We start from the raw sequence: 25,893 nt of genomic DNA, 5'->3' as shown, positions 1-25,893 counted from the left end.
TGTCCCAGCGCCCCACGTCGGCGCCGGCCTGACTGAAGGAAGAAGGTGGGCGGAACATGGCCGCCACCCAGAGGATCGCCGCGGGCGTCATGGTCGTCGCGGCCTGTGCCGCCGCGCTCGCCGGTTGCTCCATCGGCGACACCGGTTCCACCGGCGCCAAGAAAGGCGCGCAGGGTGAAGGTGCCCGGGGCGAAGTCGCGCGAGGCGAAGGCGCGCACGGCGCGAAGAAAGCGCCGGGTGCTCCGGCGCCCAAGAGCGCGGTCCGCCTGATCGGCGACGGCTCGACGGCATTCACCGGCGCGCAGCCGTATCTGCCCCGGCCCGAGCGGCTGAAGCCCGGTCAGAGACCGCCGCAGTTCGTGGTGTTCTCCTGGGACGGCGCCGGTGAGGACGGCCAGCGGCTGTTCTCGCACTTCCGCAAGGTGGCCAAGGCCAACAAGGCGACGATGACGTACTTCCTGAGCGGCGTGTACATGCTGCCGGAGGAGAAGCGGGACCTGTACCGGCCGCCGCAGCACTCACCGGGCCGCTCCGACATCGGCTTCAATGACGAGCAGGGCATCAAGGACACCGTTACGCAACTGCGCGGCGCCTGGCTCGAAGGCAACGAGATCGGCACGCACTTCAACGGCCACTTCTGCGGCCGCGGGGGCGGTGTGGGCGAGTGGTCGGTCGAGGACTGGAAGAGCGAGATCGCCCAGGCCAAGTCGTTCGTGAAGTCCTGGAAGACCAACACGGGCACGAAGACGGCCGCCCCGCTGCCCTTCGACTACGAGAAGGAGCTCATCGGCGCCCGCACGCCGTGCCTGGAGGGGCAGCGGAACTTCATGCGCGCCGCCCGCGAGCTGGGCTTCCGCTACGACACCAGTGGCGTCAACAACCAGCTGTGGCCCAAGAAGAAGGAGGGGCTGTGGGACCTGTCACTGCAGCTCGTCCCGGTCCCGGGCCGTCGCTTCGAGACGCTCACCATGGACTACAACTTCATGGTCAACCAGTCGGGCACCACATCCCAGGGCGATCCCGCCAAGCAAGGGTACTGGGGCGACCAGATGCGTGACGGCCTGCTCAAGGGCTTCCAGCGCGCCTACGACGGCAACCGCGCGCCCTTGATCATCGGCAACCACTTCGAGTCCTGGAACGGCGGCACGTACATGCGCGCCATCGAGGAGACCATCGAGCGCGTCTGCACCCGGCGCGAGGTGCGCTGCGTCTCCTTCCGGCAGCTCGCCGACTGGCTCGACGCCCAGGACCCCCAGACCCTCGACAGGCTCCGCACGCTCAAGGTCGGCGAGGCTCCGAAGCAGGGCTGGCCGTCGCTCCTGTCCGGCCGGCCCGCCCCGGCCCCGAAGGGCGTCCCGGGCACACCGGCGGCCAAGCCGTAGCCGTAGGCCTGGGCGGGCGGTCGTACGCAGTCCGGCGCTCAGGCAGTGGCGGTCTCGGCCTCACGCAGGACGAAAGCGGGGTCGACCTGGGCGGCCAGGTCGGCGCCCGTCCTCTCGCTGCCCCAGGAGGTCGCGTTCTTCAGATGGAAGTGGACCATCTGACGTGTGTAGCGCGCCCAGTCGCGCTGTTCGTACGTGGCGTCGGCGGCGGCGCGAAGGGTCCGCAGCGCGCGGAGGTTGTCGTCCTCCAGCTCCGCGAACCGGGGCGGGCGGCCCTTCTCCATGGCGCGCACCCAGTCAGAGTGCCCGACCGTCACGAGCAGGTCCTCACCCACCTCGCCCCGCAGGAAGTCGAGGTCGTCCTGCCCCTGCACCTTGTTGCCGACGACCTTGAGGGTGACGTCGAAGTCACGCGCGTACTCCTTGTACTGCCGGTAGACGGAGACTCCCTTCCGGGTCGGCTCGGCGACGAGGAACGTGATGTCGAAGCGGGTGAACATGCCGGACGCGAAGGAGTCCGAGCCCGCCGTCATGTCGACGACGACGTACTCGCTCCGGCCGTCGACGAGATGGTTCAGGCAGAGCTCCACTGCACCGGTCTTGGAGTGGTAGCACGACACTCCCAGGTCGGCCTCGGTGAACGGGCCGGTGACCATCAAACGGACGGCACCGCCGTCGAGTTCCACCGGCCGCGCGCAGGCCTCGTACACCGGGTTGTCCTCGCGGACCCGCAGCAGCCGGGAGCCCTCGCCGGGCGGGGTCGTCTTGATCATCGTCTCGGTCGAGGTGATCCGGGGGTTGGAGCCGCGCAGGTAGTCCTTGATGAGCGGCAGCCGGTCGCCCATGGCGGGCAGCGCCTCGGCCTCCGTGTCGTCCAGGCCGAGCGCGGCCCCGAGGTGCTGGTTGATGTCGGCGTCCACCGCGACGACGGGCGACCCAGTGGTCGCGAGGTGGCGGATGAAGAGCGAGGACAGCGTGGTTTTGCCGCTGCCGCCCTTCCCAACGAAAGCAATTTTCATGTTCAGAAAGCGTAGTGGCGCGACCGTGCGAGCGAGCTGTGAAACGTGAAGAAGACCACTCGTCAGTGGGATGCGGGCCAGGGGTGCGTAGGGTCGTACTCATGAGTACGACAGGTGCGAACGCCGACCCGCTCGCGGCGCTGGGCTCGCTGCCCGGCGTGCCCGAAGCCGTCGAGTCGATGCGCAAGGCCGTGGACCGGGTCTACGGGCACCGCATCATGCGGCGCCGCAGCAACGAGATCACCTCGGAGGCCGCGCTGCGTGGTGCGCGCGGCTCCGCGGCGCTGTCCGGCGGCGACTGGGCCCTCGAAGAGGTGCGCCGGCGCACGGACTTCAGTGGCGACGACGAGGCCCGGGTGGTGGGCGCCGCCCTCAGGCTGACCGCCGAGGCGGGCCAACTCCTGTCCATCTGGCGGCAGTCGCCCCTTCGAGTACTGGCGAGGCTGCATCTGCTGGCCGCCGCGGGCAAGGGCGAGGGTGACGAGGTCGGGCGTCCGCGGCGGGACGGGGAGCCCGTCGACGAGCCGCTGATCGAGCTTCCGCTGCCGGACGCCGCCGAGGTGGCGGGCCGTCTCGACGGTCTCTCGCGGCTGGTCATCGCAGGGGGATCGGCGCCCGCTCTGGTGACCGCCGCGGTGGTGCACGGCGAACTCCTCGCGCTGCGCCCCTTCGGTTCCCGCAACGGCCTGGTCGCGCGCGCGGCCGAGCGTGTCGTCCTGGTCGGCAGCGGCCTCGACCCCAAGTCGGTCTGCCCGGCGGAGGTCGGCCACGCGGAACTGGGCCGCGCCGCCTATGCCTCGGCCCTGGACGGCTACGTCTCCGGCACCCCGGAGGGCATGGCGGCCTGGATCAGCCACTGCGGCAAGGCGGTTGAGCTGGGGGCCCGGGAATCGACGGCGGTCTGCGAGGCGCTGCAGCGCGGCGCTGCGTAGGACACCGGCTTCTGCGCCCCGGAGGCGAACAGAGCCCTAGAAAAGGGGTTGCGGCGGTACGAGGTTCGTACCGCCGCTGGCATGTTCACCGGGTTACCAAGCGTCCTCGATGTATTGCCCATCAGGTCGGGAACTGTTGCCCGTCCCTGGTGCGGCTGGCCCGTAATCGACGGGTCGACGTCGCGTGGGTGCTCGGTGTTCATGCTCGGTCCGTGGGGCCTTGGTTGCGTTTAAAGGTGATCCTCTCGGATGTCCTTGGTCTCGCGGGCCGTTAATCCCTTTGTACTCCTGGACCGGAGGAAGCGGAAGCCCTCGCTGTACTTCTTTACTTTTAGGTTCAAAGGCGAGCGAATCGGGCGCAGGTCTCTCCCGGAGGGGTTTCCGGCGGGCTCAGCTCACCGCCGAACGGCGTCGACTCGCGTACCAGACCAGCCCCGCGGTGGCCGCCGCCGCGCCGATCGCCGCGGCCGCGACGATGGCCGGCCGGGGCGGTACGGACAGCCGCTGCTTCAGTCGGACCGGGTGGTGGAAGTCGAGAATGGGCCACCCGCGCGCGGTGGCCTCCCGGCGCAGTGTGCGATCGGGATTGACGGCATGGGGGTGGCCCACCGCCTCCAGCATCGGGATGTCGGTCGCGGAGTCGCTGTAGGCGTAGCAGCGGGACAGGTCGTACCCCTCGGACGCGGCCAGGTCCTTGACGGCCTCGGCCTTCGTCGGGCCGTACGCGTAGTACTCCACCTCTCCCGTGAAGCAGCCGTCGTCGCCCACGACCATGCGGGTCGCCACCACCCGGTCCGCGCCGAGCAGTTCGCCGATCGGTTCGACGACCTCCGCCCCGGACGTGGAGACGATCACGACGTCGCGACCGGCGATGTGATGCTCCTCGATGAGGGAGGCGGCCTCGTCGTAGATGATCGGGTCGATCAGGTCGTGAAGGGTCTCGGCGACGATCTCCTTCACCTGTTGGACGTTCCAGCCGCGGCACAGCGCGGACAGGTATGCGCGCATCCGCTCCATCTGGTCGTGGTCGGCGCCGCCCGCGAGGAAGACGAACTGGGCATATGCGGTACGCAACACCGCCCGGCGGTTGATCAGCCCGCCTTGGTAGAACGACTTGCTGAAGGTGAGCGTGCTCGACTTCGCAATGACCGTCTTGTCCAGGTCAAAGAAGGCCGCTGTGCGAGGCAAGGAGTGGTTTTCCACGGGGCCGAGCATATGCGCCCACCATTCGGGCTAGTGTGGGGCGTGTGGGTTTGCCTGAGAGGCCTCTCGGGTACACCATGGAAGTCACGGATCGTTCGCGACCGTGTCTAACCCGGTCCGGCTCCTCCCCCCCCCGAGTCGGCCGTGGAGACGACCCCCGCTCTCCCCCCCGGCGGGGGTCGTCGCATGTCCGGATGGGTTTTCGCCCTCCGTTTTCTCTCCTTCCCGAGCGCCGGGGCCCGTTGTGCGGGCGTCGGCGCTTCTCTGTGCCCATCCCGTGATCCGTCACTGTGGGTAGTCGTCGCGCTGCTCTAAGGAAGTCGCACGGGCGTCGCCGGTTTGGGTGAAGGCGATATTCACAACCGTCGAGTTGTCCACAGTTATCGATCAAGATCCACACGATTTCCGGGATCGCTGCACCGTGATTCCAGCGCGTCCCGCTCGCGGAAGTTCATGGCCGGTTCGGTTTGCCCGACGGCTATGGCCGGTTCGTATCGGCGGTTCATATGGAGGGCCGGTTGCCGGTTCTTGCGTGCGGGCGGGAATCGCGGGGCCACCGGGGCTCCGCGGCGGACGCTGTGAAGGGGGATGGAGATCGTGGCGGGAGCCATCACACACGACTGGCCGTCGGCCGCCGAGGGGCGGCAGGGCGGACCGTTGATCGTCACCGAGGACGTGGATCTGCTGGACGACCTGCTGCGGCTGTGCGCCGCGGCCGGCGCCCGGCCCGAAGTCCACCACGGGGTGCCGGAGCGCGGTGGCGGCTGGGAGACGGCGCCTCTGGTGCTCGTCGGCGACGATGCCGCGCGACGGGTGCGCGGGGCCGCCCGCAGACGCGGCGTCGTGCTGGTGGGACGAGATCAGGACGATTCCGGGGTCTGGCGGCGGGCCGTGGAGATCGGTGCCGACCATGTTCTGCTGCTGCCGGATGGCGAACAATGGTTGGTCGACCGGATCGCCGACGTGGCCGAAGGAGTCGGGCCGCCCGCCCTCACCGTCGGCGTGATCGGGGGTCGCGGCGGCGCCGGATCTTCGACGCTGGCCTGCGCCCTAGCGGTCACCTCGGCGCGCCAGGGACGGCGCACCCTTCTCGTCGACGCGGATCCGCTGGGCGGCGGACTCGACGTACTCCTCGGCGGAGAGGCCGCCGAAGGTCTGCGCTGGCCGGCTTTCGCCGCCTCGCACGGACGGGTCGGCGGCGGCGCCCTGGAGGAGTCGCTGCCCTCCCTGCACGCCCTCCGGGTCCTCAGCTGGGACCGGGGCGATGCCGTCACCATCGCGCCCGAGGCCGTCCGCGCGGTGCTGGCCGCGGCCCGGCGGCGGGGCGGAGCCGTGGTCGTGGACCTGCCGCGCCGGATCGACGAAGGAGGCGCGGAGGCCCTCGCCCAGCTGGACCTGGGACTGCTCGTCGTCCCCGCCGAGCTGCGCGCGGTCGCGGCGGCCGGACGGGTGGCGTCCGCGGTCGGGATGGTGCTCCGGGACCTGCGGGTCGCGGTACGAGGGCCGTACGCGCCCGGTCTGGACGACCAGGAGGTGGCCCGGCTGCTCGGGCTGCCCCTGGCGGGTGAGGTGCCCGTGGAGGCGGGGTTGGCGGCGGCCCAGGAGCGAGGAGCTCCGCCGGGCGGAGACGGGCGGGGGCCGCTCGCGCGCTTCTGCTCGGCGTTCTGGGAGCGGGCCGCGGTGGCGGGAGGGATCGTATGAGCGGGGGCACGCGTGTGCGGCGCCGGGTGCCTGTGGGGCTGTCCGTGCCCGAAGGGCTGCACGGCGAGCGTGGGGGCGCGGCTCTGCCTGTGGACGCGGGGCTCTCGGACGGGCGTAGGGGCCCGGCACCCTCGGTGGGCCTGTCTGCGGAGATGGCACCGGTGGGTCGGCGGGCGGGGGCAGGTGTGCCCGCGGACACGGGACGGCCCGGCGGACGGGCGGGCGCGGGTGTGCCCGCCGATGCGGGGCCGGCCGACGCGGGGCTGTTGGACGGGGTGCGGCAGTGGCTTGCCGAGAGTGGCGCCGAGGCGACTCCGGCACGGGTGGCGCAGGCGTTGCGGGAGCAGGGTCGGGTGCTCGGGGACGCCGAAGTCCTCGGGGCAGCCGCCCGGTTGCGGTCGGAGCTGGTCGGAACCGGGCCGCTGGAACCCTTGCTCGGCGACCCCTCGGTGACCGATGTGCTGGTCTCGGCGCCCGACCGAGTGTGGGTGGACCGGGGCGGCGGCCTGGAGCTGACGGCTGTCTCCTTCCGGGACGCGGCGGCCGTCCGACGTCTCGCGCAGCGCCTGGCCGCGGTGGCCGGGCGGCGGCTCGACGACGCACACCCCTGGGTGGACGCGCGGCTTCCGGACGGCACCCGTCTGCACGCGGTGCTGCCACCGGTCGCCGTCGGCTCGACGTGCCTGTCGCTGCGGGTCGTACGGCCGAGGGCGTTCACGCTCGACGAACTGGTGGCGGCCGGGACGGTGCCGCCCGGCGGGGACCGAGTGCTGCGGGCCCTGCTCGACGCGAGGCTGTCGTTCCTGATCAGCGGCGGTACGGGCAGCGGCAAGACCACGCTCCTGAGCGCCCTGCTGGGCCTCGTCGGGCCGGGCGAGCGAATCGTGCTCGCCGAGGACTCGGCGGAGCTGCGCCCCGACCATCCGCACGTCGTACGCCTGGAGTCCCGCCCCGCCAACCAGGAGGGCGCCGGACTCGTCACCCTCCAGGACCTGGTGCGCCAGGCCCTGCGTATGCGGCCGGACCGGCTGGTCGTCGGCGAGGTGCGCGGGCCCGAAGTGGTCCATCTGCTGGCCGCCTTGAACACGGGTCACGAAGGCGGCTGTGGAACTGTCCACGCCAACGCGGCCTCGGGAGTACCGGCCCGCCTCGAAGCACTGGGCACGGCCGCGGGACTCGACCGGGCCGCCCTGCACAGCCAGTTGGCGGCCGCGTTGTCGGTGGTGCTCCATCTGGCACGCGACCGGGCCGGGCGGCGGCGCATCGCCGAGGTGCACGTGCTGGAACGGGACCCGGCGGGGCTGGTGGTGACGGTACCGGCGCTGCGGTGGGGCGCGGAGGCCTTCGTGTACGAGCGGGGGTGGGAGCGGTTGCGGGGGCTGTTTGAGGCCAGTGGTGCCGTCAGTGCCATCAGTGCCGGCAGTACTGCCAGGGCGGTCGGTGCAGTCGGTGCGGGCGGTGTTTTCAGTGGCGGCAGTGATGTTCGTGATGACCGTGAAAGGGGTTGAAGGGCTGTGACGGGGGTCGGTGAAGTGTCCGTGGGGGCGGTCGCGGTGTGTGCCGGGGCGGCAGCCTGGCTGATGGGCGGACAGGGTCCGGGAGCGCGGCGGGCGCAGCTGCTGTGCGCGGGTGGTGGCGCGGCCGGGGTCGGACCGCCGTCGCGGGAGCAGGTGGCGCGGGCCGGGGAGTGGCTGCGGCGTTTGCACCGTTCACGGGGCGAGTGGTGGTCGTTGGTCGCCGGGTCGGTGATCGCTCTGCTGGGCGCGTCCGTGCTGCCGCTCGTCGTGGGAGCGCTCGGGGTTCCGGTGGTGCGGCGGGCCCGGCGTGCCGGGGCGGGGCGGCGGGCGCGGGAGCGTCGGGCCGACGCGGTGATCGCGTTGTGCGGGGCGCTCGCGGGGGAGGTGCGCGCCGGTCGGCAGCCGGGTGAGGCACTGCTCGGCGCCGCCCGTGACTCGGACGGGCTCGGTGGCGCGCAGGCGGTGGTGCTGGCGGCGGCCCGGTTCGGCGGGGATGTGCCCGGCGCGCTCACCGATGCGGCACGGCGGCCGGGCGCCGAAGGGCTGCTGGGACTCGCCGCGTGCTGGCGGGTCGCCGTGGACCGGGGCGCCGGACTCGCGGCCGGGCTCGACCGGCTGGAGGGAGCGCTGCGTGCCGAGCGGGACCAACGGGCGGACTTGCGCGCCCAGTTGGCGGGCGCACGGTCGACTGCGGTGCTGCTCGCCGGACTGCCGGTCCTGGGGCTGCTTCTCGGCACCGCGCTCGGCGCCGATCCGCTCCACGTAGTGCTGCACACCGGGGCGGGCCTGGGCTGTCTGCTGGTCGGCGGGGTGCTGGAGAGCGTCGGGCTGTGGTGGGCGCTGCGGATCGTACGCGGAGCGGAGGCGGGATGAGCGTGGAGGTTGTCCACAGGCTGGGGGTAGCCCTGTGCGTGGTGGCAGGAGTGTGGTCGCTGGCGCGGGCGTTGGGTACGGCGCGACGGGAGCGGAGGGTGCGCAGACGGTTGGGGGCGGTGCTGGACCTTCTTGGCGAGCCGGGTCCGGGACCGGTCGTGGAGTCGGGCCCCGTCGGTCGGCGCTTCGAGGTCGGTGCCGGGGTGAGGCGGTGGCTGCCGGTTGTGGGGGCGGTGGGCGCCTGCTGGGTGTTCGTCGGTGGTGTTCCCGGGCTCGTGGTGGGGCTTGTGGCCGGTGCCGGGGTCGGGTGGTGGCAGCGGAGACCGGTGCCGGCCGAGGAGTTCGACGCCGTTCTGGCGGAGCGGCAACTGCCCCTCGCCGCCGATCTGCTGGCGGCCTGTATCGCGGCGGGTGCCGGTCCCGTAGTGGCCGCCCAGGCCGTGGGAGAGGCGCTGGGCGGGCCCGTGGGGGAGCGGCTGGCGCGGGGTGCGGCCGAGATGCGGCTGGGGGGTGAACCGGCCGAGGCGTGGCGAGGACTGGCCGCCCTGCCGAGGGCCCGGGCGCTGGCTCGGCTGCTGGAGCGGGCCGGCGAGTCCGGTGTGCCGGCGGCGGTGCCCGTCGCACGCCTCGCGGCGGAGGCGCGCGCGGAGTGGGGGCGTACCGCCACGGCTCGTGCACGGCGGGCGGGCGTCCTGGTCACCGCGCCGGTGGGGCTCTGCTTTCTGCCCGCGTTCATCGCCATCGGGGTGCTGCCTGTGGTGATCGGGCTTGCGGACGGAGTGCTGGGAGGGGGTGGCGGATGACGGACGGGACGCGGTGAACGGTGAACGACGAGTGGTGAACAGCGTGGATCTGTACGAGTTGCGCGAGCCGGATGAGCCGGACGAGGCAACAGAGTTGAACTGCACGGGGGTTCGGATGAGCAAGGCAATGCGGGTGTGGCTGCGAGTGCGGATGTGGGCCCTGGCGGGCCGGGGACGGGCCATGCGGAGGGATACCGGAATGGTCACTTCCGAATATGCGATGGGGCTGATCGCGGCGGTCGGGTTCGCCGCGCTGCTCTATCAGGTGTTGACCAGTGGGCAGGTGCGCGCGGCTCTGCAGGAGCTGGTGGAGAAGGCACTCCATGGACAGTTCTGACAGTTCTGGCAGCTCCGACAGTTCCGGCGGGTCTGAGAAGGGCGGACTCGGGTCCCGAGCGGTGGGCCGGGGCGGTGACCGGGGGTTTGTGACGGCAGAGGCGGCCGTGGTGTTGCCCGTGCTGGTCGTGTTCACGATGGCGCTGGTCTGGGCCTTGCTGGCCGCGTCCGCGCAGATCCAGTGCGTGGACGCGGCCCGGGCGGGGGCTCGGGCGGCTGCCCGGCAGGATCCGCCGGGCACGGTGACGGCGGTGGCCCGGCAGACGGCGCCGAGTGGCGCGCGGGTCACTGTCCGACGTGAGGGCGATCTGGTACGCGTACGGGTCGAGGCGAAGCCGCCGGGGCCCGACGCGCTGGTCCTCGACCTGGACCACGAGGCCGTGGCCCTGGCCGAGGAGACGGTGGGAGCGGGCGGATGACGGTGACGGGCGGCGGTCTCCGGTCGCGTACGAGGGCGTTCGCGTCGGACTCGGACCGGGGGTCGGCCACCGTCTGGACCGTGGGCGCGATTGCGGTGCTGTGTGTCGTCTTCGGTGCCGTCCTCGCGATGAGCCAGGCGGTGGTGATCCGTCATCGCGCGGGTAGCGCGGCCGACTTGGCGGCGCTCGCGGCGGCCGACCACTGGATGGACGGCGGAACGGAAGCCTGCGCCCAGGCGGACCGGGTGGCGCGGGCCCAGGGCACCTGGATCGTGAAGTGCGCCGTCCACGGCGAGATCTCGGACGTCACGGTCGCGGCGGGACGGGGTCCGTGGGGCGCCGAGGTCAGGTCGCGGGCGGGCCCGGCGGGGCCAGTGGCTCCGGCAGGACCGGCAGGACCGGTAGGCCCGGTAGGCCCTGGGGGACCGGCAGGGTCTGGGGGACTGGCACGGGCTGAGGAGTCGGCGGTGTCGGCCGGTCCCGGGGAACCGGTGACGGCAGCCGGGTCTTCAGGGCGAGTTGCCGGGGAGGTGGGGCCGTAGCTGCCCCCTTGCCAGCCTCCCGCCCCTTCAACTGTCAGCCTCCCGCTCCTTCGACCGCTCGCGCCCCCGTCCCCGTCTCCTGGGCCTCTTCGGCGTCTTCGACGACGACACGATGGCGGGGCCGGCCTCCCTCGCCCGTGAGGCCCCGGCTGGTCGGTGCCCCGGCTGGACAGTGGGGGTGGGAGTGGGGGTGAGTCGTCGGGGCGTCCGGGACGCGGTACGGCGGCGACGTCCCTAGCCCCCCACGCCCTCAGTGGGGGCGTGCCCCGCGCCCTCGCCGGGGGTGTGACCCGCCCCCGACGCGACCCCCGCCTCTCCCTGTCGCGCCCCCGCCGCTCCCTGCAGCAGCACCGTCAGCAGTCGGACAGCCCCCCGTTTGTGCAACGGCTCGTTGCCGTTGCCGCACTTGGGGGACTGGATGCAGGACGGGCAGCCGGCCTCGCACTCGCAGGAGGCGATGGCCTGGCGGGTGGCCGTGAGCCACTCGCGGGCGGTGTGGAAGGCGCGTTCCGCGAAGCCCGCGCCGCCGGGGTGGCCGTCGTACACGAAGACGGTGGGCAGGAGGGTGTCCGGGTGCAGCGGGGCGGAGACGCCGCCGATGTCCCAGCGGTCGCAGGTGGCGAAGAGCGGCAGCATGCCGATCGACGCGTGCTCGGCGGCGTGCAGGGCGCCGCCGAGGATCTCGGGGTTCACGCGGGCGGCGTCGAGCTGGTCCTCGGTGACCGTCCACCACACGGCACGCGTACGGAGCGTACGAGGCGGGAGGTCGAGTTTCGACTCGCCGAGCACTTCGCCGGTGATGACACGACGACGCAGGAAGGAGACGACTTGGTTGGTGACTTCGACGGAGCCGTAGCACAACCGGCCCTCGCCCCAGGGGACTTCGACGTCCGTCTCCAGGACGGAGATGGCCGTGGTGTCGCGGGCGACCGTCGAATACGGCGGGTTGGCCTCCTCGACCAGGGCGACAGAGTCGTCGAGGTGCAGTTCCTTCACCAGGTACGTACGGCCCTGGTGGAGGTGGACCGCACCCTCGTGGACGCTGGTGTGCGCGGCCGCGGCGTCGACCGTGCCCAGCAGCCGCCCCGAACCGTCCTCCACGATCTGCACCGGACTGCCGCCCCCGCCGCGGATGTCGGCGAGGTCCGCGGCCCGCTCCCGGCGCGTCCAGTGCCAGGCCTTCGTGCGGCGACGCAGCAGTTTCGCGGCCTCCAACTGCGGCAGCAGATCGGCGGTGGCCGGACCGAAGAGGGGCAGGTCCTCGTCGGTCAGCGGCAGTTCGGCGGCCGCCGCGCACAGGTGGGGTGCGAGGACGTACGGGTTGTCGGGGTCGAGGACGGTGGACTCCACCGGCTGGTCGAACAGGGCCTCGGGGTGGTGGACGAGAAACGTGTCCAGCGGATCGTCACGGGCGACCAGGACCGCCAGTGCCCCCTGCCCGCTGCGGCCCGCGCGGCCCGCCTGCTGCCACAGCGACGCCCGGGTGCCCGGGTAGCCGGCGATGACGACGGCGTCCAGACCGGAGATGTCGATGCCGAGTTCGAGGGCGGTGGTGGCGGCGAGGCCGAGGAGTTCGCCGGAGTGCAGGGCGCGTTCGAGGGCGCGGCGTTCCTCGGGGAGGTAGCCGCCGCGGTACGCCGCCACGCGTCTCGCGAGCGACCGGTCGACCTCGGCCAGCCGCTCCTGGGCGATCACCGAGATCAGCTCGGCCCCGCGACGGGACCGTACGAAGGCGACCGAGCGCACGCCCTGCACGGCCAGGTCGGTGAGGAGGTCCGCGGTCTCGGCGATGGCGGTTCGGCGGACGGGGGCGCCCTTCTCGCCGTGGAGTTCTGTGAGGGGCGGTTCCCAGAGGGCGAACACCACTTCGCCACGCGGTGAGGCGTCGTCAGCGACCTCCACGACGGGCAGGCCGGTCAGCCGGGTCGCGGCGACCGAAGGTTCGGCGGCGGTCGCGGAGGCCAGCAGGAACACGGGAGAGGAGCCGTAGCGGGCGCACAGGCGGCGCAGGCGGCGGAGCACCTGGGCGACATGCGAGCCGAAGACGCCCCGGTAGGTGTGGCATTCGTCGATGACGACATAGCGCAGGGCGCGCAGGAAGGAGGCCCAGCGGGGGTGCGAGGGCAGTATCCCGCGGTGCAGCATGTCGGGGTTGGTGAGGACGTAGTTGGCGTACTGGCGTACCCATTCGCGTTCCTCGACGGGAGTGTCCCCGTCGTAGACCGCGGAGCGTACGGCATTGCCCAGCGGTTGTGAAAGTTCCTTCACAGAACGCCGCTGATCGGCCGCGAGGGCCTTCGTGGGAGCGAGGTACAGCGCGGTGGCGCCGCGGCCGTTCGGAGCCTCGGAGCCGTCCAGCAGACACGACAGGACGGGCACGAGGTACGCCAGCGACTTGCCGGAGGCCGTGCCGGTGGAGACGATCACCGAATCGCCGTCCAGGGCGTGTTCGGCCGCGAGTGCCTGGTGGGCCCAGGGGTGCTCGATACCCGCGGACTGCACCGCGGCGATGACCTCTGAGCGGATCCGGTCGGGCCACACGGCATGGCGACCCTCGCGCGGGGGCAAGTGCTCCGTATGAGTGATGCGCGAAGCCCGGCTCGGCCCAGCGGCGAGCCGGTCCAGGATCTCGCCCGGCGAGGGGCGGGAAGCGGTGTCCGTCGAGGGTCGATCGGATCGGTGATTCTTGGCCATCGGCATCGAGTGTGTCACTGGCGTGACGGACAATGGACCCAAGGCGTCGTGCACGCCTGCCGGTAAGTGATTGAATGCCATCGCGGCTGGCGAACCGTCCCGGGGGCTCTGCCGAGGTGTCCCTTGGGATGACCGCTCGATAGCAAGGTGCTGGAGGATCCGTGGACCTGTCCCTGTCGACCCGTACCGTCGGCGATCGTACGGTCGTCGAGGTCGGTGGCGAAATCGATGTATATACCGCGCCCAAGCTGCGGGAGCAGCTGGTCGAGCTGGTGAACGACGGCAGTTTCCACCTTGTCGTCGACATGGAGGGCGTGGATTTCCTCGACTCCACCGGGCTCGGCGTGCTGGTGGGCGGGCTGAAGAGGGTGCGTGCCCACGAGGGCTCGCTCCGGCTGGTCTGCAACCAGGAGCGCATTCTGAAGATCTTCCGCATCACCGGTCTCACCAAGGTGTTCCCGATCCACACCTCGGTCGAAGAAGCGGTGGCGGCCACCGACTGAGCGGCCACGCGCTGACCGACCACCACTGACCGGTCGGTCAGTGGCCGGCAGTCGAATCCCGGGCCGTGGCCCGGGAGGCAGAAGTCAATGGAGGGGAGTCCGGAGTCTCGGCGACCCGGCCCCCCGACCGCGCCCGTAGTTCCGAGGGGGATGCATGGCCACCGTTGAACTCCGCTTCAGCGCGCTGCCCGAGCACGTCAGGACCGCCCGACTGGTGGCGGCAGCGGTGGCGCGCAGGGCCGGAGTGGACGAGGCCGTCCTCGATGAGGTCAGGCTCGCTGTCGGCGAGGCCTGCACCCGGGCCGTCGGCCTGCACCAGAGCGGCGGAATCTCGGCGCCGGTGCGGGTGTCGCTGATCGAGGAGGAGAAGCAGTTCTCCATCGAGGTCGGCGACGAGGCCCCGCATACGGCTCCCGGCGACAAGACGCCAGGAGCCTACGGCGGAGCCGACGATCCGGACATCGAGACCGAGGAGGACGAGATGGGCCTAGCGGTCATCAGCGGCCTCGTCGATGACGTGGAAGTGACCGCCGGTGAGAACGGCGGTCTGATCAGGATGAGCTGGCCCACCACGCCGCCGGCCGCGCTCGTTTCCTGATCCCACCCCCTGGGAACTACCCCGACCCGTTGAAAGGGCCCTGCTCAGCAGGGCCCTTTCGCATGTCCGGACCGTGTTCCGGGTTTTCGTGAATCAATTCACGATCCGCATGACGATCAACAATACGATCAGCTTTACGCCGCGCCGCTCGTCGAGGGTCAGGCGTCAATGCTTTTGGGGCATTACCCCTTTCGGGCCCCATGGTGGCCCCTGGATCATTTGCTGAAGAGCACGTGAAGGCTAATTCCGCTTACCGCGCACTGTTTTGATCAGGTTCCGGTACCTACAATCCGTCCACATCTTGAGCTCGGTCCAAGCGTCAAGGAGGACGAATGGCGGGGCTTTCTACCCCTCATCAGTTTGACCAGCCCACAACCTTCGCAGCCGCAGTACTGACAGACGACAACCGGCTCATCGTGATGGTCATCGCGGCCGTCGCCCTTGCGGCGCTTGCCGTCGCCGGGGTCCTGGTGCGCCAGGTGCTCGCGGCCGGCGAGGGCACCGACAGCATGAAGAAGATCGCGGTGGCGATCCAGGAGGGCGCGAATGCCTACCTGGGGCGGCAGATGCGCACGCTCGCGGTATTCGCCGTCGTGGTGTTCTTCCTGCTCATGCTGCTGCCCGCGGACGACTGGAGTCAGCGCGCCGGCCGATCGGTCTTCTTCTTGATCGGCGCCGCGTTCTCGGCGACCACCGGCTATATCGGCATGTGGCTCGCCGTACGAAGCAATGTCCGCGTGGCCGCCGCGGCCCGGGAAGCGACTCCGGCAGAGGGTGAACCCGAAAAGGATCTCACCGCCGTCTCGCACAAAGCCATGAAGATCGCTTTCCGTACGGGCGGCGTCGTCGGCATGTTCACGGTGGGGCTCGGTCTGCTGGGCGCCTCCTGTGTGGTGCTGGTGTACGCGGCCGACGCGCCGAAGGTCCTGGAGGGCTTCGGTCTCGGCGCCGCGCTGATCGCCATGTTCATGCGTGTCGGCGGCGGCATCTTCACCAAGGCCGCCGACGTCGGCGCCGACCTGGTCGGCAAGGTCGAGCAGGGCATCCCGGAGGACGACCCGCGCAACGCCGCGACCATCGCCGACAACGTGGGCGACAACGTCGGCGACTGCGCCGGCATGGCCGCCGACCTCTTCGAGTCGTACGCCGTCACGCTCGTCGCCGCACTGATCCTCGGCAGCGCCGCGTTCGGCGACTACGGGCTCGGCTTCCCGCTGATCGTGCCCGCGATCGGTGTCCTGACGGCGATGATCGGCATCTTCGCCGTGGCACCGCGCCGTGCGGACCGCAGCGGGATGAGCGCCATCAACCGCGGGTTCTTCATCTCCGCGGCGATCTCGCTGGTGCTGGTGGCCGCGGCCGTCTTCATCTACCTGCCGTCCTCGTACGCGGAGTTGGACGGCGTCACGGACGAGGAGATCATCGGCAAGTCCGGCGACCCGCGGATCCTCGCGCTCATCGCGGTCGCCATCGGCATCGTGCTGGCCGCGCTGATCCAGCAGTTGACCGGCTACTTCACCGAGACCACCCGGCGTCCCGTACGGGACATCGGCAAGAGCTCGCTGACCGGCGCGGCCACCGTCGTTCTCGCCGGTATCTCCATCGGTCTCGAATCGGCCGTCTACACCGCCCTGTTGATCGGCCTCGGCGTGTACGGGGCCTTCCTGCTCGGCGGTACGTCGATCATGCTGGCGCTCTTCGCGGTGGCGCTGGCCGGTACCGGTCTGCTGACCACCGTCGGCGTGATCGTCGCCATGGACACCTTCGGTCCGGTCTCCGACAACGCGCAGGGCATCGCCGAGATGTCCGGTGACGTCGAAGGCGCCGGCGCGCAGGTGCTCACCGACCTGGACGCCGTCGGCAACACCACCAAGGCCATCACCAAGGGCATCGCCATCGCCACCGCCGTCCTGGCGGCGGCGGCGCTCTTCGGCTCGTACCGTGACGCGATCTTCACGGCCGCGGACGAAGTGGGCGAGAAGGTCTCCGGCGAGGACGCGCCGCTGAACCTGATGATGGACATCTCGCAGCCCAACAACCTGGTCGGGCTCATCGCGGGCGCCGCGGTCGTCTTCCTCTTCTCGGGGCTGGCGATCAACGCGGTGTCGCGGTCCGCCGGGGCCGTGGTCTACGAGGTGCGGCGGCAGTTCCGCGAGCACCCCGGGATCATGGACTACACCGAGAAACCCGAGTACGGGCGCGTCGTCGACATCTGTACGAAGGACGCGCTGCGTGAGCTGACCACACCAGGTCTGCTCGCCGTACTGACGCCGATCGCGATCGGCTTCACGCTCGGGGTCGGCGCACTCGGCTCGTTCCTCGCGGGCGCCATCGGCACCGGCACGCTGATGGCCGTCTTCCTCGCCAACTCCGGCGGCGCGTGGGACAACGCGAAGAAACTCGTCGAGGACGGCCACCACGGCGGCAAGGGCAGCGAGGCCCATGCCGCGACGGTGATCGGCGACACGGTCGGCGACCCCTTCAAGGACACCGCGGGCCCCGCGATCAACCCGCTGCTGAAGGTGATGAACCTGGTGGCGCTGCTCATCGCGCCCGCAGTAGTCAAATTCAGCTACGGCGACGACGCGAGCGTCGGCATTCGGGTCCTCATCGCGGTGCTCTCGATCGCCGTCATCGTGATCGCGGTGTACGTGTCCAAGCGGCGCGGCATCGCCATGGGTGACGAAGGCAACTCCGAGCGGACCGCCAAGTCCGTGGATCCGGCGGTGGTTTCGTAGCCGTCTTCTTCAGGCCTGGCCCTGTGCCTGGTCAGGTTCCACTCGACGGCGGGCGGGCGGCGCGCATGGACGCGCCGCCCGCCCGCCCGTGTGTGTTCGCGCCCTGTTCGTGAGCCTTCTCTCGCTTGGTGCAAATGGCTGCAAGAACGGATGAAGTGGACTTTCGTCACGCTGCTGTCGCCCACTTGGCGTGTATGTTCCGGGGCCGAGAGCCATGGAAGGGACCAAACCGGTGAACAAGAAGCTCGCGGCCGCACTGTCCGGCGGTGCGGTACTGGTACTGGCGTTGTCGGGATGCAGCGACGACGGCAACGAGAAGCTGGACTCCTGGGCCAAGGAGGTCTGCGACGCGGTGCCCGCACAGGGCGCGAAGATCAAGGCCGCCAATGACGCGATCACGAAGACCGCCCTGGGCTCCAACGAGCCGAAGACCGTCCAGAAGACCGACTCCCAGGCCTTCCAGGACCTGTCCGACGGCTACAAGGCGCTCGCGACGGCCTTCGACAAGGCCGGGGCGCCCCCGGACGTGGACGACGGCGCGCAGAACGTGCAGGACGTCGTCAAGAGACTCAATGACCTCTCCACGTCGTACGCCGGCCTGAAGAAGCAGACGGACACGCTCGACACGAAGGACCAGGCGAAGTTCGCCGACGGCCTGAACGACATCTCGACCGAGATGAAGAAGCTGGAGAAGCAGACCCAGAACGTGCTCGTCGCCGAGCAGAAGCTGCAGACGGGCGACGTCAAGAAGTCGATCGCCAAGCAGGAGAGCTGCAAGACGGGGACGGCCGCGGCGACCAAGAGCTGAGTCCGCTCCCGAAGCCGGCCGGGGGCCACAATGGGGGCGTGAGCGATTCCACTCTGTCACCCCTGCCCTCTGCCGGCCCCTCCGACGTCATCGCCCGGCTGCGCGAGGCCCTGCTCGGCGCCTCCTTCAGCGCCGACGGGCTGCTCGACCTGCTCGGCGCCCCCGCGTACGCGGCGCTGGCGCGCAGCGAGACCGTGCCCGCGCTCCGGGCCACCCGGGGCGACTCGCCGCTGGAGACGCTCGTGCGGCTGTTCCTGTTGCAGCAGCCCGTGCCGCACGCACGCGTGGTGGACGTCCTGCCGGTGGCGGACTGCCTGGAGAGCGGGTGGCTGACCAGAGTCGGCGGGGACGAGGTCGCGGCGACGGTCGACGTACGCCCGTACGGCGGACTGGGCGGCGAGGACTGGTTCATCGTCTCGGACCTGGGCTGCGCGGTCGGCGGAGCCGGCGGCATCGGCAGCGCCGAGGAAGGTGTCGTACTCGGCGTGGGCGGCGCGTCCACGACCCTGTCGGGCATCACGGTGCGTACGCCGGTCGCCGCCGCGCTCGACCTCGGCACCGGCTCCGGAATCCAGGCACTGCACGCCGCGCAGCACGCCACGCGTGTGACGGCGACGGATCTCAACCCCCGGGCCCTGCACGTCACCGCGCTCACGCTGGCTCTGTCCGGCGCCCCGGCGGCGGACCTGCGGGAGGGCTCCCTCTTCGAACCCGTGGCCGACGAGACGTACGACCTGATCGTCTCGAACCCGCCCTTCGTGATCTCTCCCGACGCCCGGCTGACCTACCGCGACGGCGGGATGGGCGGGGACGATCTGTGCCGGACGATCGTTCAAGGAGCGGGCGACCGCCTGAACGAAGGGGGATACGCGCAGTTCCTCGCCAACTGGCAGCACGTGGAGGGCGAGGACTGGCAGGACCGGTTGCGGTCCTGGGTGCCGCGCGGCTGCGACGCGTGGATCGTGCAGCGCGAGGTGCAGGACGTCATGCAGTACGCCGAGTTGTGGCTGCGGGACGCGGGCGACCACCGCAGCGACCCGGTGGAGTACCAGGCGCGGTACGACGCGTGGCTGGACGAGTTCGAGGCGCGGAAGGTGAAGTCCGTCGGCTTCGGCTGGATCACCCTGCGCAAGTCGGGGGCGGCACAGCCCTCGGTCGTGGTGGAGGAGTGGCCGCATCCCGTCGAACAGCCGCTCGGCGAGACCATGCGCGCACACTTCGCGCGGGTGGACTACCTGCGGGCGCACGACGACGCGGCGCTGCTCGCCGCGCACTTCAAGCTCGCGGGCGAGGTCGTGCAGGAGCAGGTCGGGCTGCCCGGCGCCGAGGACCCGGAGCATGTCGTGCTGCGCCAGCACCGCGGGATGCGGCGGGCCACGAAGGTGGACACGGTCGGCGCGGGTTTCGCGGGCGTGTGCGACGGCACGCTGAGCGCGGGGCGGATCCTGGACGCCATCGCCCAACTGGTCGGGGAGGACCCGGTGTTGCTGCGCGACCGGTCGCCCGCGCAGATCCGGCTGCTCGTCGAGCAGGGATTCCTCGAGCCCGCCGGGTGACGTGAACCCGGCGTGACGCGATGCCTCGATGGGATGCCTCGCGTCCCGGTGCGTATGGGAGGCATCCGTACCGCTGAGCCGCATGTGTCCGCTCTGGCGGGATTGGTCCGCAAAAAGGCTGCTGTCAGTGGCACGTGCGAAGCTACCTTTCAAGGGACAGAACTCACGCGTTCTCGGGGGAGACGCGCTGTCTCGGGGGAGGCCGTATGTCGGGGGACACGCCGGACCAGGGCGAAGGCAGGCTGATCAGCGGGCGGTACCGGCTGCTGCGCACTCTGGGCGCGGGCGGGATGGGACGAGTCTGGCTCGCGTACGACGAGGAGTTGGCCTGCGAGGTCTCCATGAAGGAGATCACCCTGCCCGATGTGCCGACGGACGCGGCCGAGTCCGCACAGCGGATCGCACGGGCCCGCAGCGAGGCACGGAACGCGGCGCGGCTGCGCGGACATCCCCATGTGGCCACCGTGCACGACGTGCTGATGCACGAGGAGTTGCCGTGGATCGTCATGGAGTTCGTGCCGGACGCGGTCGATCTCCAGGCCGTCGTGCGGCGGTCGGGGCCGCTGTCGCCCGCGCAGACGGCCCGGATCGGGCTCGGGGTGCTCGACGCGCTCACCGCGGGGCACCGGATCGGCATCCTGCACCGGGACGTGAAACCGGCCAACATCCTGCTGGCACCGGACGCTTCGGGTGATCCGTACGCGCGCGTGCTGCTCACCGACTACGGGATCGCGGTGCAACCCGAGTCCCGCGAGCCCCGGCTCACCGCCACCGCCGGCATCCTCGGCACGCCCGGCTATCTGGCGCCCGAGCGCGCCCGTGGCGAACCGCCGACACCGGCCGCCGACCTGTTCTCCCTCGGCGCCACGCTGTACGCGACGGTCGAGGGGCGCGGGCCCTTCGACCGGCACGGGGAGTACGCCACGCTGACGGCCCTTCTGAGCGAGGAGCCCACGCCTCCCGAGCGGGCCGGTGAACTGGCGCCCGTACTGCACGGGTTGCTCGTGAAGGACCCGGTGCGCAGGTCTGCGCCGGAGACGGTGGCGCGGGGGTTGGAGCGTGTGGTGCAGGGGCCGCCGAGCGGGGTCTTCGGGCCGCCGCCCGGGGTCGTTCCGGGGGCTGGGGCGGCGGCTGCTTCGGAGGCGGGAGCGCCGGGGGCGTGGCCGACGCCCGGGACATCTGGATCCACGTCCGGTGCGGGACCGGCGGATCCATGGGCGGCAGCCCGGACGCCGGGCTCCGCGCCCGGCGCGGGATACGGGGCCGGGCAGCCGGGTTCCGGTTCGTGGCCGGGCCCCGGAACACCCGGAACACCTGAAACACCCGGATCCGCTCCCGCGAGGGGCCAGGGTGGTCCGCCCACGCCGGGGAGTTCGCCGCCCCAGCAGTCCTCGCACACTCCTCAGAGCGCGCCCGCACCGTACGCACCTCGGACCCCAGAGACCCCGCAGACACCACACACTCCGGGTGGCCCTCCTCCCGCTCCGCCGGGCGCGGTGCAGGGCGAGCAGGCGACCTACGGCTCCATGCGGGGGCCCGGGTCCCGAGGGCCGTACGAGCCCTGGAATCCGTACGCGAGCGAGCCTCCGTCGCCTTACGCGAGCGGTGGGGCCGCTCCGCAGGCCTACGGAAGCGGCGGCGCGCCCCCGGCGTACGGCGGAAGCGGGCCCCCGTCGTACGCGGGCGGGGCGGCCACGGTCGCCGGTTCCGGCGGCGGTCCTCCGGGCGGGCGGCGCCGCAAGCTCCCCGCCGGGGCGGTCGTGGCGATCGTCGTCGCCCTCGTGCTGGCGGTCGGCGGCGGCTCGTGGGCGGTCGTCTCGTTCGGCGGCGACGGGACGGCGGGTGCCAGCGGGACGGAGACGCCCTCATCGGGTGATTCGGAGGCCGCCGAGGATCCGGCCGGGCCCGTCTACCCGTACGGGGAACAGGTCGGTCTCACCAAGCCGCTGCAGGCCGGGGACTGCGTGAAGGCGGTCTGGTCGGGGGCGCCGTTCAAGTCGGTGCCGAACCTGGGCGTCGTGGGCTGCGGGCCGCAGGACTGGCCGGACGGGCAGGTGGTGGCCGTCGACACGGCGACCGACTACGCCGACGCCCGGGCCGAGGGCGTGCGGCGCTGTGAGCAGCAGGGGAAGGCGACGGCCGACGCCCTGCCCGACGCGGGCCTCTACGCCGTGGCGCCGACCGAGCGCGGGTTCGGCGCGGCCGACGGCGGTACGGCATGTCTCGTACTCGGACGGCATGCCGCGATCGGTGGCGAAGTGGGGCGCTTCCGGGACACCGGAACGCCGTTGTGGGTCGGCCAGATGAGCATCGGTGACTGCTGGGTCTACAAGGAGGAGAAGGACGGCTACAAGGCCCCGCTGGCCGACTGCGCCTCGCCGCACACCGATCAGGTGATCGGCTTCGTGCGGGCTCCGGAGAACATGGACTACAAGAAGGGCGTCGACAACTCGAACAAGCTCTGCGGCAACAAATTCGAGGCGACCTGGGCGCCCGGTCCGGAGCTGGGCGTCTACGGCTGGGTGGCCGACAAGGACGACTGGAACGACGGATTCAGGAAGGCGGTGTGCACCGTGAGCCGCACCGACGGCACGGAGACGAGCGAGAAGATACCGACGCCCGGCACGGTGTGACTGATTCCGCATCCGGGCCCGAAAGGGCTGTCCGTCCCGCGTTCACCCAGGGTTGGTGTGCCCGTTTCCCGGAGGTGTCAGCGTCCCGACTCTGGGCACCCAAGGGCGAAGGGAACGAACCATGGAGAGCGGACCCGCGATCTTCACCGGCTCGGTGTTCGCCCTGTTCGGCGGCGGGCTGCTGCTGTGGACCGCGGCCCGGCTGCGGCACCGCGCCCCCGTCGCGCACGGAGCGAACCCGGTCGCGTCGGCGGCGGTCGCCGGCTTCGCCGGGACGGCCGCGCTGCTCCTCGCCGTGTGGTGTTTCACGCGTAGTTGAGTGCCGGGCCGGTGACGGCGCCCTGTTGTCCGGGGTGGCCGCCGACGGGACCCGGAGCGGCGGTCCGCCGGACCGGAGGCGGTGACCTCCGGGGTGCGGGGCGACGGTTCGCGGGGGCCGGAACGGCGGCCTCGACAGCCGGATTGTTCTGCTCCGCCTGTCCGGGAACGATCTCCCCGGGTGTCCGGGAATCGCCGCCTCCCAGTGGCTGCGGACAAGATCCACGGATATATGGAACCTTGGCTTCCGGTAATTGACAGGTGACCCTCCGGATAGGGCCGAATCGGCAGGTCGGCACTCCGGGCGGCAGGAATGGCGGGAGTCGGGTTACCGTTCGAGTGGCCGTTGCGGGCTTTTCCCGTTTGACACGGGGGCGGGATGTACCGTCACACTCCGCAGCGTCAGCATGACCCGAGCCCCGGGTTCAAGGCCTGGGGCGAGACCCCCTGCGTCGACCGGAGAGAAGAGCGAAGTTGTCCCCGACCAGCGAGACCGCACACGGCGGCCGCCGACTCGTCATCGTCGAGTCGCCTGCCAAGGCGAAGACGATCAAGGGCTATCTCGGCCCGGGTTACGTCGTCGAAGCGAGTGTCGGGCACATCCGCGACCTCCCCAACGGCGCCGCGGAGGTGCCCGAGAAGTACACCGGTGAGGTGCGCCGCCTCGGCGTGGACGTCGAGAACGACTTCCAGCCGATCTACGTCGTCAACGCCGACAAGAGGGCTCAGGTCAAGAAGCTCAAGGACCTGCTGAAGGACTCCGACGAACTCTTCCTCGCCACCGATGAGGACCGCGAGGGCGAGGCCATCGCGTGGCACCTCCTGGAGGTCCTGAAGCCCAAGGTTCCCGTCCACCGGATGGTCTTCCACGAGATCACCAAGGACGCGATCCGCAGCGCCGTCGCCAACCCGCGCGAGCTCAACCAGCGCATGGTCGACGCCCAGGAGACCCGCCGTATCCTCGACCGCCTCTACGGCTACGAGGTCTCGCCGGTCCTGTGGAAGAAGGTCATGCCGCGGCTGTCGGCGGGCCGTGTCCAGTCCGTGGCGACCCGCCTCGTCGTCGAGCGGGAGCGCGAGCGCATCGCCTTCCGTTCCGCCGAGTACTGGGACCTGACGGGCACCTTCGGCACCGGCCGCGCCGGCGACTCGAGTGACCCCTCGCAGCTCGTCGCCCGCCTGACCGCGGTCGACGGCAAGCGCGTCGCCCAGGGCCGCGACTTCGACTCGCTGGGGCAGCTCAAGGGCGCGAACACGCTCCACCTGGACGAGGCGAACGCCCGCGCGCTCGCCGCCGCCCTGGCGGACACCGACTTCGCCGTACGGTCCGTCGAGTCCAAGCCGTACCGCCGCTCGCCGTACGCGCCGTTCCGTACGACGACGCTCCAGCAGGAGGCCAGCCGCAAGCTCGGCTTCGGTGCGAAGTCCACGATGCAGGTGGCGCAGAAGCTGTACGAGAACGGCTTCATCACCTACATGCGTACGGACTCCACGACCCTCTCGGACACGGCGATCACCGCCGCCCGCGCCCAGGTCACGCAGCTCTACGGCGCCAACTACCTGCCGGACAAGCCGCGTACGTACGCCGGGAAGGTCAAGAACGCGCAGGAGGCGCACGAGGCGATCCGCCCCTCGGGCGACCGTTTCCGTACGCCGGCCGAGACCGGTCTGACCGGCGACCAGTTCAGGCTGTACGAGCTGATCTGGAAGCGGACCGTCGCCTCCCAGATGAAGGACGCGGTCGGCAACTCCGTCACCGTGAAGATCGCGGGCAGGTCCTCCGACGGCCGTGACGCCGAGTTCAGCGCCTCCGGCAAGACGATCACCTTCCACGGCTTCCTGAAGGCGTACGTCGAGGGCGCGGACGACCCGAACGCCGAGCTGGACGACCGCGAGCGCAGGCTTCCGCAGGTCAACGAGGGCGACCCGCTGTCAGCCGAGGAGATCTCGGTCGACGGCCACGCCACCAAGCCCCCGGCCCGGTACACCGAGGCCAGCCTCGTCAAGGAGCTCGAAGAGCGCGAGATCGGCCGCCCGTCGACGTACGCGTCGATCATCGGCACGATCCTGGACCGCGGATACGTGTTCAAGAAGGGCACGGCACTCGTCCCGTCCTTCCTGTCCTTCGCCGTGGTCAACCTCCTGGAGAAGCACTTCGGGCGGCTCGTCGACTACGACTTCACGGCCAGGATGGAGGACGACCTCGACCGCATCGCGCGGGGCGAGGCGCAGTCCGTGCCGTGGCTGAGGCGGTTCTACTTCGGCGGTGTCGTACCCAACAGCGGCCTCGCCGCGGGGGCCGGGAACGGCGACGGCGATCACCTGGGCGGCCTCAAGGAACTCGTCACCGACCTGGGCGCGATCGACGCCCGCGAGGTGTCGTCCTTCCCGGTCGCCAACGACATCGTGCTGCGCGTCGGCCGCTACGGCCCGTACGTGGAGCGCGGCGAGAAGGACTCCGAGAACCACCAGCGGGCGGACGTGCCCGAGGATCTGGCACCCGACGAGCTGACGGTCGAGCTCGCGGAGGAGCTGCTGGCCAAGCCGAGCGGCGACTTCGAGCTCGGTGCCGACCCGGTGACGGGCCACCAGATCATCGCCAGGGACGGCCGCTACGGTCCGTACGTCACCGAGGTGCTCCCCGAGGGCACCCCGAAGACCGGCAAGAACGCCGTCAAGCCGCGTACCGCCTCGCTCTTCAAGTCGATGTCCCTGGACACGGTGACCCTTCAGGACGCGCTCAAGCTGATGTCGCTGCCGCGCGTCGTCGGCAAGGACGCCGAGGGCGTGGAGATCACCGCGCAGAACGGCCGCTATGGGCCGTACCTGAAGAAGGGCACCGACTCGCGGTCGCTCACCGCCGAGGACCAGCTCTTCACGATCACCCTCGACGAGGCCCTCGCGATCTACGCGCAGCCCAAGCAGCGCGGCCGCGCGGCCGCCAAGCCGCCGCTGAAGGAGCTCGGCCAGGATCCGGTCAGCGGGCAGCCGGTCGTCGTCAAGGACGGCCGCTTCGGGGCGTACGTCACCGACGGCGAGACCAACGCGACCCTGCGGTCCGACGACAGCGTCGAGGCGATCACTCCGGAGCGGGGCTACGAACTGCTCGCGGAGAAGCGGGCGAAGGGCCCCGCCAAGAAGACGGCGAAGAAGGCACCCGCCAAGAAGGCTCCGGCGAAGAAAACGGCAGCCAAGAAGACCGCGGCCACGAAAACGGCGGCAAAGAAGACCACTGCCAAGAAGACGACCGCGAAGAAGGCGACGGCTTCCAAGGCGACCGCCGAGGACTGAGCCGGCCGCTTGCGGTGAGGTTCGGGT

20 protein-coding genes are annotated in these 25,893 nt (G+C 71.0%); 17 read left to right on the top strand and 3 right to left on the bottom strand.

The features are described from left to right. Nucleotides 1–56 precede the first annotated feature (56 nt). The gene (locus AB0I18_RS10645; protein WP_363105043.1) at nucleotides 57–1,382 is read left to right on the top strand and encodes a hypothetical protein; all 1,326 of its coding nucleotides are present in this window, start codon (nucleotides 57–59) and stop codon (nucleotides 1,380–1,382) included. A 38-nt stretch (nucleotides 1,383–1,420) separates the two neighbouring features. On the opposite strand, the gene AB0I18_RS10640 is transcribed toward AB0I18_RS10645, so the two are convergent. Further along, nucleotides 1,421–2,401 carry an ATP-binding protein gene (locus tag AB0I18_RS10640; RefSeq protein WP_363105042.1) on the bottom strand — a complete coding sequence of 327 codons (981 nt, stop codon included), beginning with the start codon at nucleotides 2,399–2,401 and terminating at the stop codon, nucleotides 1,421–1,423. A gap of 101 nt (nucleotides 2,402–2,502) precedes the next feature. On the opposite strand from AB0I18_RS10640, the gene AB0I18_RS10635 reads away from it, so the two are divergent. Next, nucleotides 2,503–3,333 (top strand): oxidoreductase, encoded by an 831-nt coding sequence (locus AB0I18_RS10635; protein WP_363105041.1) that lies wholly within the window; start codon nucleotides 2,503–2,505, stop codon nucleotides 3,331–3,333. Between the two features lie 390 nt (nucleotides 3,334–3,723). On the opposite strand, the gene AB0I18_RS10630 is transcribed toward AB0I18_RS10635, so the two are convergent. Continuing rightward, the gene (locus AB0I18_RS10630; protein WP_363105040.1) at nucleotides 3,724–4,548 is read right to left on the bottom strand and encodes an HAD-IB family hydrolase; all 825 of its coding nucleotides are present in this window, start codon (nucleotides 4,546–4,548) and stop codon (nucleotides 3,724–3,726) included. A 585-nt stretch (nucleotides 4,549–5,133) separates the two neighbouring features. Here AB0I18_RS10630 and ssd point away from each other — a divergent pair. The 7 genes from ssd to AB0I18_RS10595 all read left to right on the top strand — a co-directional run bounded on the left by ssd (nucleotide 5,134) and on the right by AB0I18_RS10595 (nucleotide 10,727). Next, nucleotides 5,134–6,237 carry a septum site-determining protein Ssd gene (ssd, locus tag AB0I18_RS10625; RefSeq protein ID WP_363105039.1) on the top strand — a complete coding sequence of 368 codons (1,104 nt, stop codon included), beginning with the start codon at nucleotides 5,134–5,136 and terminating at the stop codon, nucleotides 6,235–6,237. A gap of 152 nt (nucleotides 6,238–6,389) precedes the next feature. Continuing rightward, on the top strand, nucleotides 6,390–7,745 hold the full coding sequence (locus AB0I18_RS10620; RefSeq protein WP_363105110.1) for a TadA family conjugal transfer-associated ATPase: 1,356 nt from the start codon (nucleotides 6,390–6,392) through the stop codon (nucleotides 7,743–7,745). Nucleotides 7,746–7,751: 6 nt separating this feature from the next. Then, nucleotides 7,752–8,627 (top strand): type II secretion system F family protein, encoded by an 876-nt coding sequence (locus AB0I18_RS10615; RefSeq protein ID WP_363105038.1) that lies wholly within the window; start codon nucleotides 7,752–7,754, stop codon nucleotides 8,625–8,627. Then, nucleotides 8,624–9,430: a type II secretion system F family protein gene (locus AB0I18_RS10610; RefSeq protein WP_363105037.1), complete on the top strand. Its 807-nt coding sequence runs from the start codon at nucleotides 8,624–8,626 to the stop codon at nucleotides 9,428–9,430. The genes AB0I18_RS10615 and AB0I18_RS10610 overlap by 4 nt, the downstream gene beginning before the upstream one ends. Nucleotides 9,431–9,581: 151 nt before the next feature. After that, on the top strand, nucleotides 9,582–9,767 hold the full coding sequence (locus tag AB0I18_RS10605) for a DUF4244 domain-containing protein (protein ID WP_363105109.1): 186 nt from the start codon (nucleotides 9,582–9,584) through the stop codon (nucleotides 9,765–9,767). Nucleotides 9,768–9,828: 61 nt separating this feature from the next. Continuing rightward, a complete protein-coding gene (locus tag AB0I18_RS10600; RefSeq protein WP_363105108.1) occupies nucleotides 9,829–10,185 on the top strand; it encodes a TadE family type IV pilus minor pilin in 357 nt (118 codons plus the stop codon). Next, nucleotides 10,182–10,727 (top strand): Rv3654c family TadE-like protein, encoded by a 546-nt coding sequence (locus tag AB0I18_RS10595; RefSeq protein ID WP_363105036.1) that lies wholly within the window; start codon nucleotides 10,182–10,184, stop codon nucleotides 10,725–10,727. The genes AB0I18_RS10600 and AB0I18_RS10595 overlap by 4 nt, the downstream gene beginning before the upstream one ends. A 234-nt stretch (nucleotides 10,728–10,961) precedes the next feature. Here the strand turns inward: AB0I18_RS10595 and AB0I18_RS10590 are convergent, their stop codons facing one another. After that, the gene (locus tag AB0I18_RS10590; protein ID WP_363105035.1) at nucleotides 10,962–13,502 is read right to left on the bottom strand and encodes a DEAD/DEAH box helicase; all 2,541 of its coding nucleotides are present in this window, start codon (nucleotides 13,500–13,502) and stop codon (nucleotides 10,962–10,964) included. An 80-nt stretch (nucleotides 13,503–13,582) separates the two neighbouring features. Here AB0I18_RS10590 and bldG point away from each other — a divergent pair, with 80 nt between their 5' ends. The 8 genes from bldG (at nucleotide 13,583) to topA (ending at nucleotide 25,866) form a co-directional block, all read left to right on the top strand. After that, nucleotides 13,583–13,924, top strand: a complete 342-nt coding sequence (gene bldG, locus AB0I18_RS10585; protein ID WP_003975386.1) for an anti-sigma factor antagonist BldG — start codon at nucleotides 13,583–13,585, stop codon at nucleotides 13,922–13,924. Between the two features lie 154 nt (nucleotides 13,925–14,078). Beyond that, nucleotides 14,079–14,522, top strand: a complete 444-nt coding sequence (locus AB0I18_RS10580) for an ATP-binding protein (RefSeq protein WP_363105034.1) — start codon at nucleotides 14,079–14,081, stop codon at nucleotides 14,520–14,522. A 332-nt stretch (nucleotides 14,523–14,854) separates the two neighbouring features. Beyond that, nucleotides 14,855–17,260, top strand: coding sequence for a sodium-translocating pyrophosphatase (locus AB0I18_RS10575; protein WP_363105033.1), 2,406 nt, complete (start codon nucleotides 14,855–14,857; stop codon nucleotides 17,258–17,260). 214 nt (nucleotides 17,261–17,474) lie between these two features. Then, on the top strand, nucleotides 17,475–18,068 hold the full coding sequence (locus tag AB0I18_RS10570; RefSeq protein WP_363105032.1) for a small secreted protein: 594 nt from the start codon (nucleotides 17,475–17,477) through the stop codon (nucleotides 18,066–18,068). Nucleotides 18,069–18,106: 38 nt separating this feature from the next. Further along, nucleotides 18,107–19,624: a methyltransferase gene (locus AB0I18_RS10565; protein ID WP_363105031.1), complete on the top strand. Its 1,518-nt coding sequence runs from the start codon at nucleotides 18,107–18,109 to the stop codon at nucleotides 19,622–19,624. Between the two features lie 206 nt (nucleotides 19,625–19,830). After that, nucleotides 19,831–22,257 (top strand): protein kinase, encoded by a 2,427-nt coding sequence (locus AB0I18_RS10560; protein ID WP_363105030.1) that lies wholly within the window; start codon nucleotides 19,831–19,833, stop codon nucleotides 22,255–22,257. A 121-nt stretch (nucleotides 22,258–22,378) separates the two neighbouring features. Continuing rightward, nucleotides 22,379–22,576 carry a hypothetical protein gene (locus AB0I18_RS10555; RefSeq protein ID WP_363105029.1) on the top strand — a complete coding sequence of 66 codons (198 nt, stop codon included), beginning with the start codon at nucleotides 22,379–22,381 and terminating at the stop codon, nucleotides 22,574–22,576. 473 nt (nucleotides 22,577–23,049) lie between these two features. Next, nucleotides 23,050–25,866 carry a type I DNA topoisomerase gene (topA, locus tag AB0I18_RS10550; protein ID WP_363105028.1) on the top strand — a complete coding sequence of 939 codons (2,817 nt, stop codon included), beginning with the start codon at nucleotides 23,050–23,052 and terminating at the stop codon, nucleotides 25,864–25,866. Nucleotides 25,867–25,893 lie beyond the last annotated feature (27 nt).

It is taken from the genome of Streptomyces sp. NPDC050704 (assembly GCF_040654355.1).
GTDB lineage: Bacteria > Actinomycetota > Actinomycetes > Streptomycetales > Streptomycetaceae > Streptomyces.
Note: the sequence above shows the minus strand (reverse complement) of the source record. Positions and strands in the feature narration are given on the sequence as shown.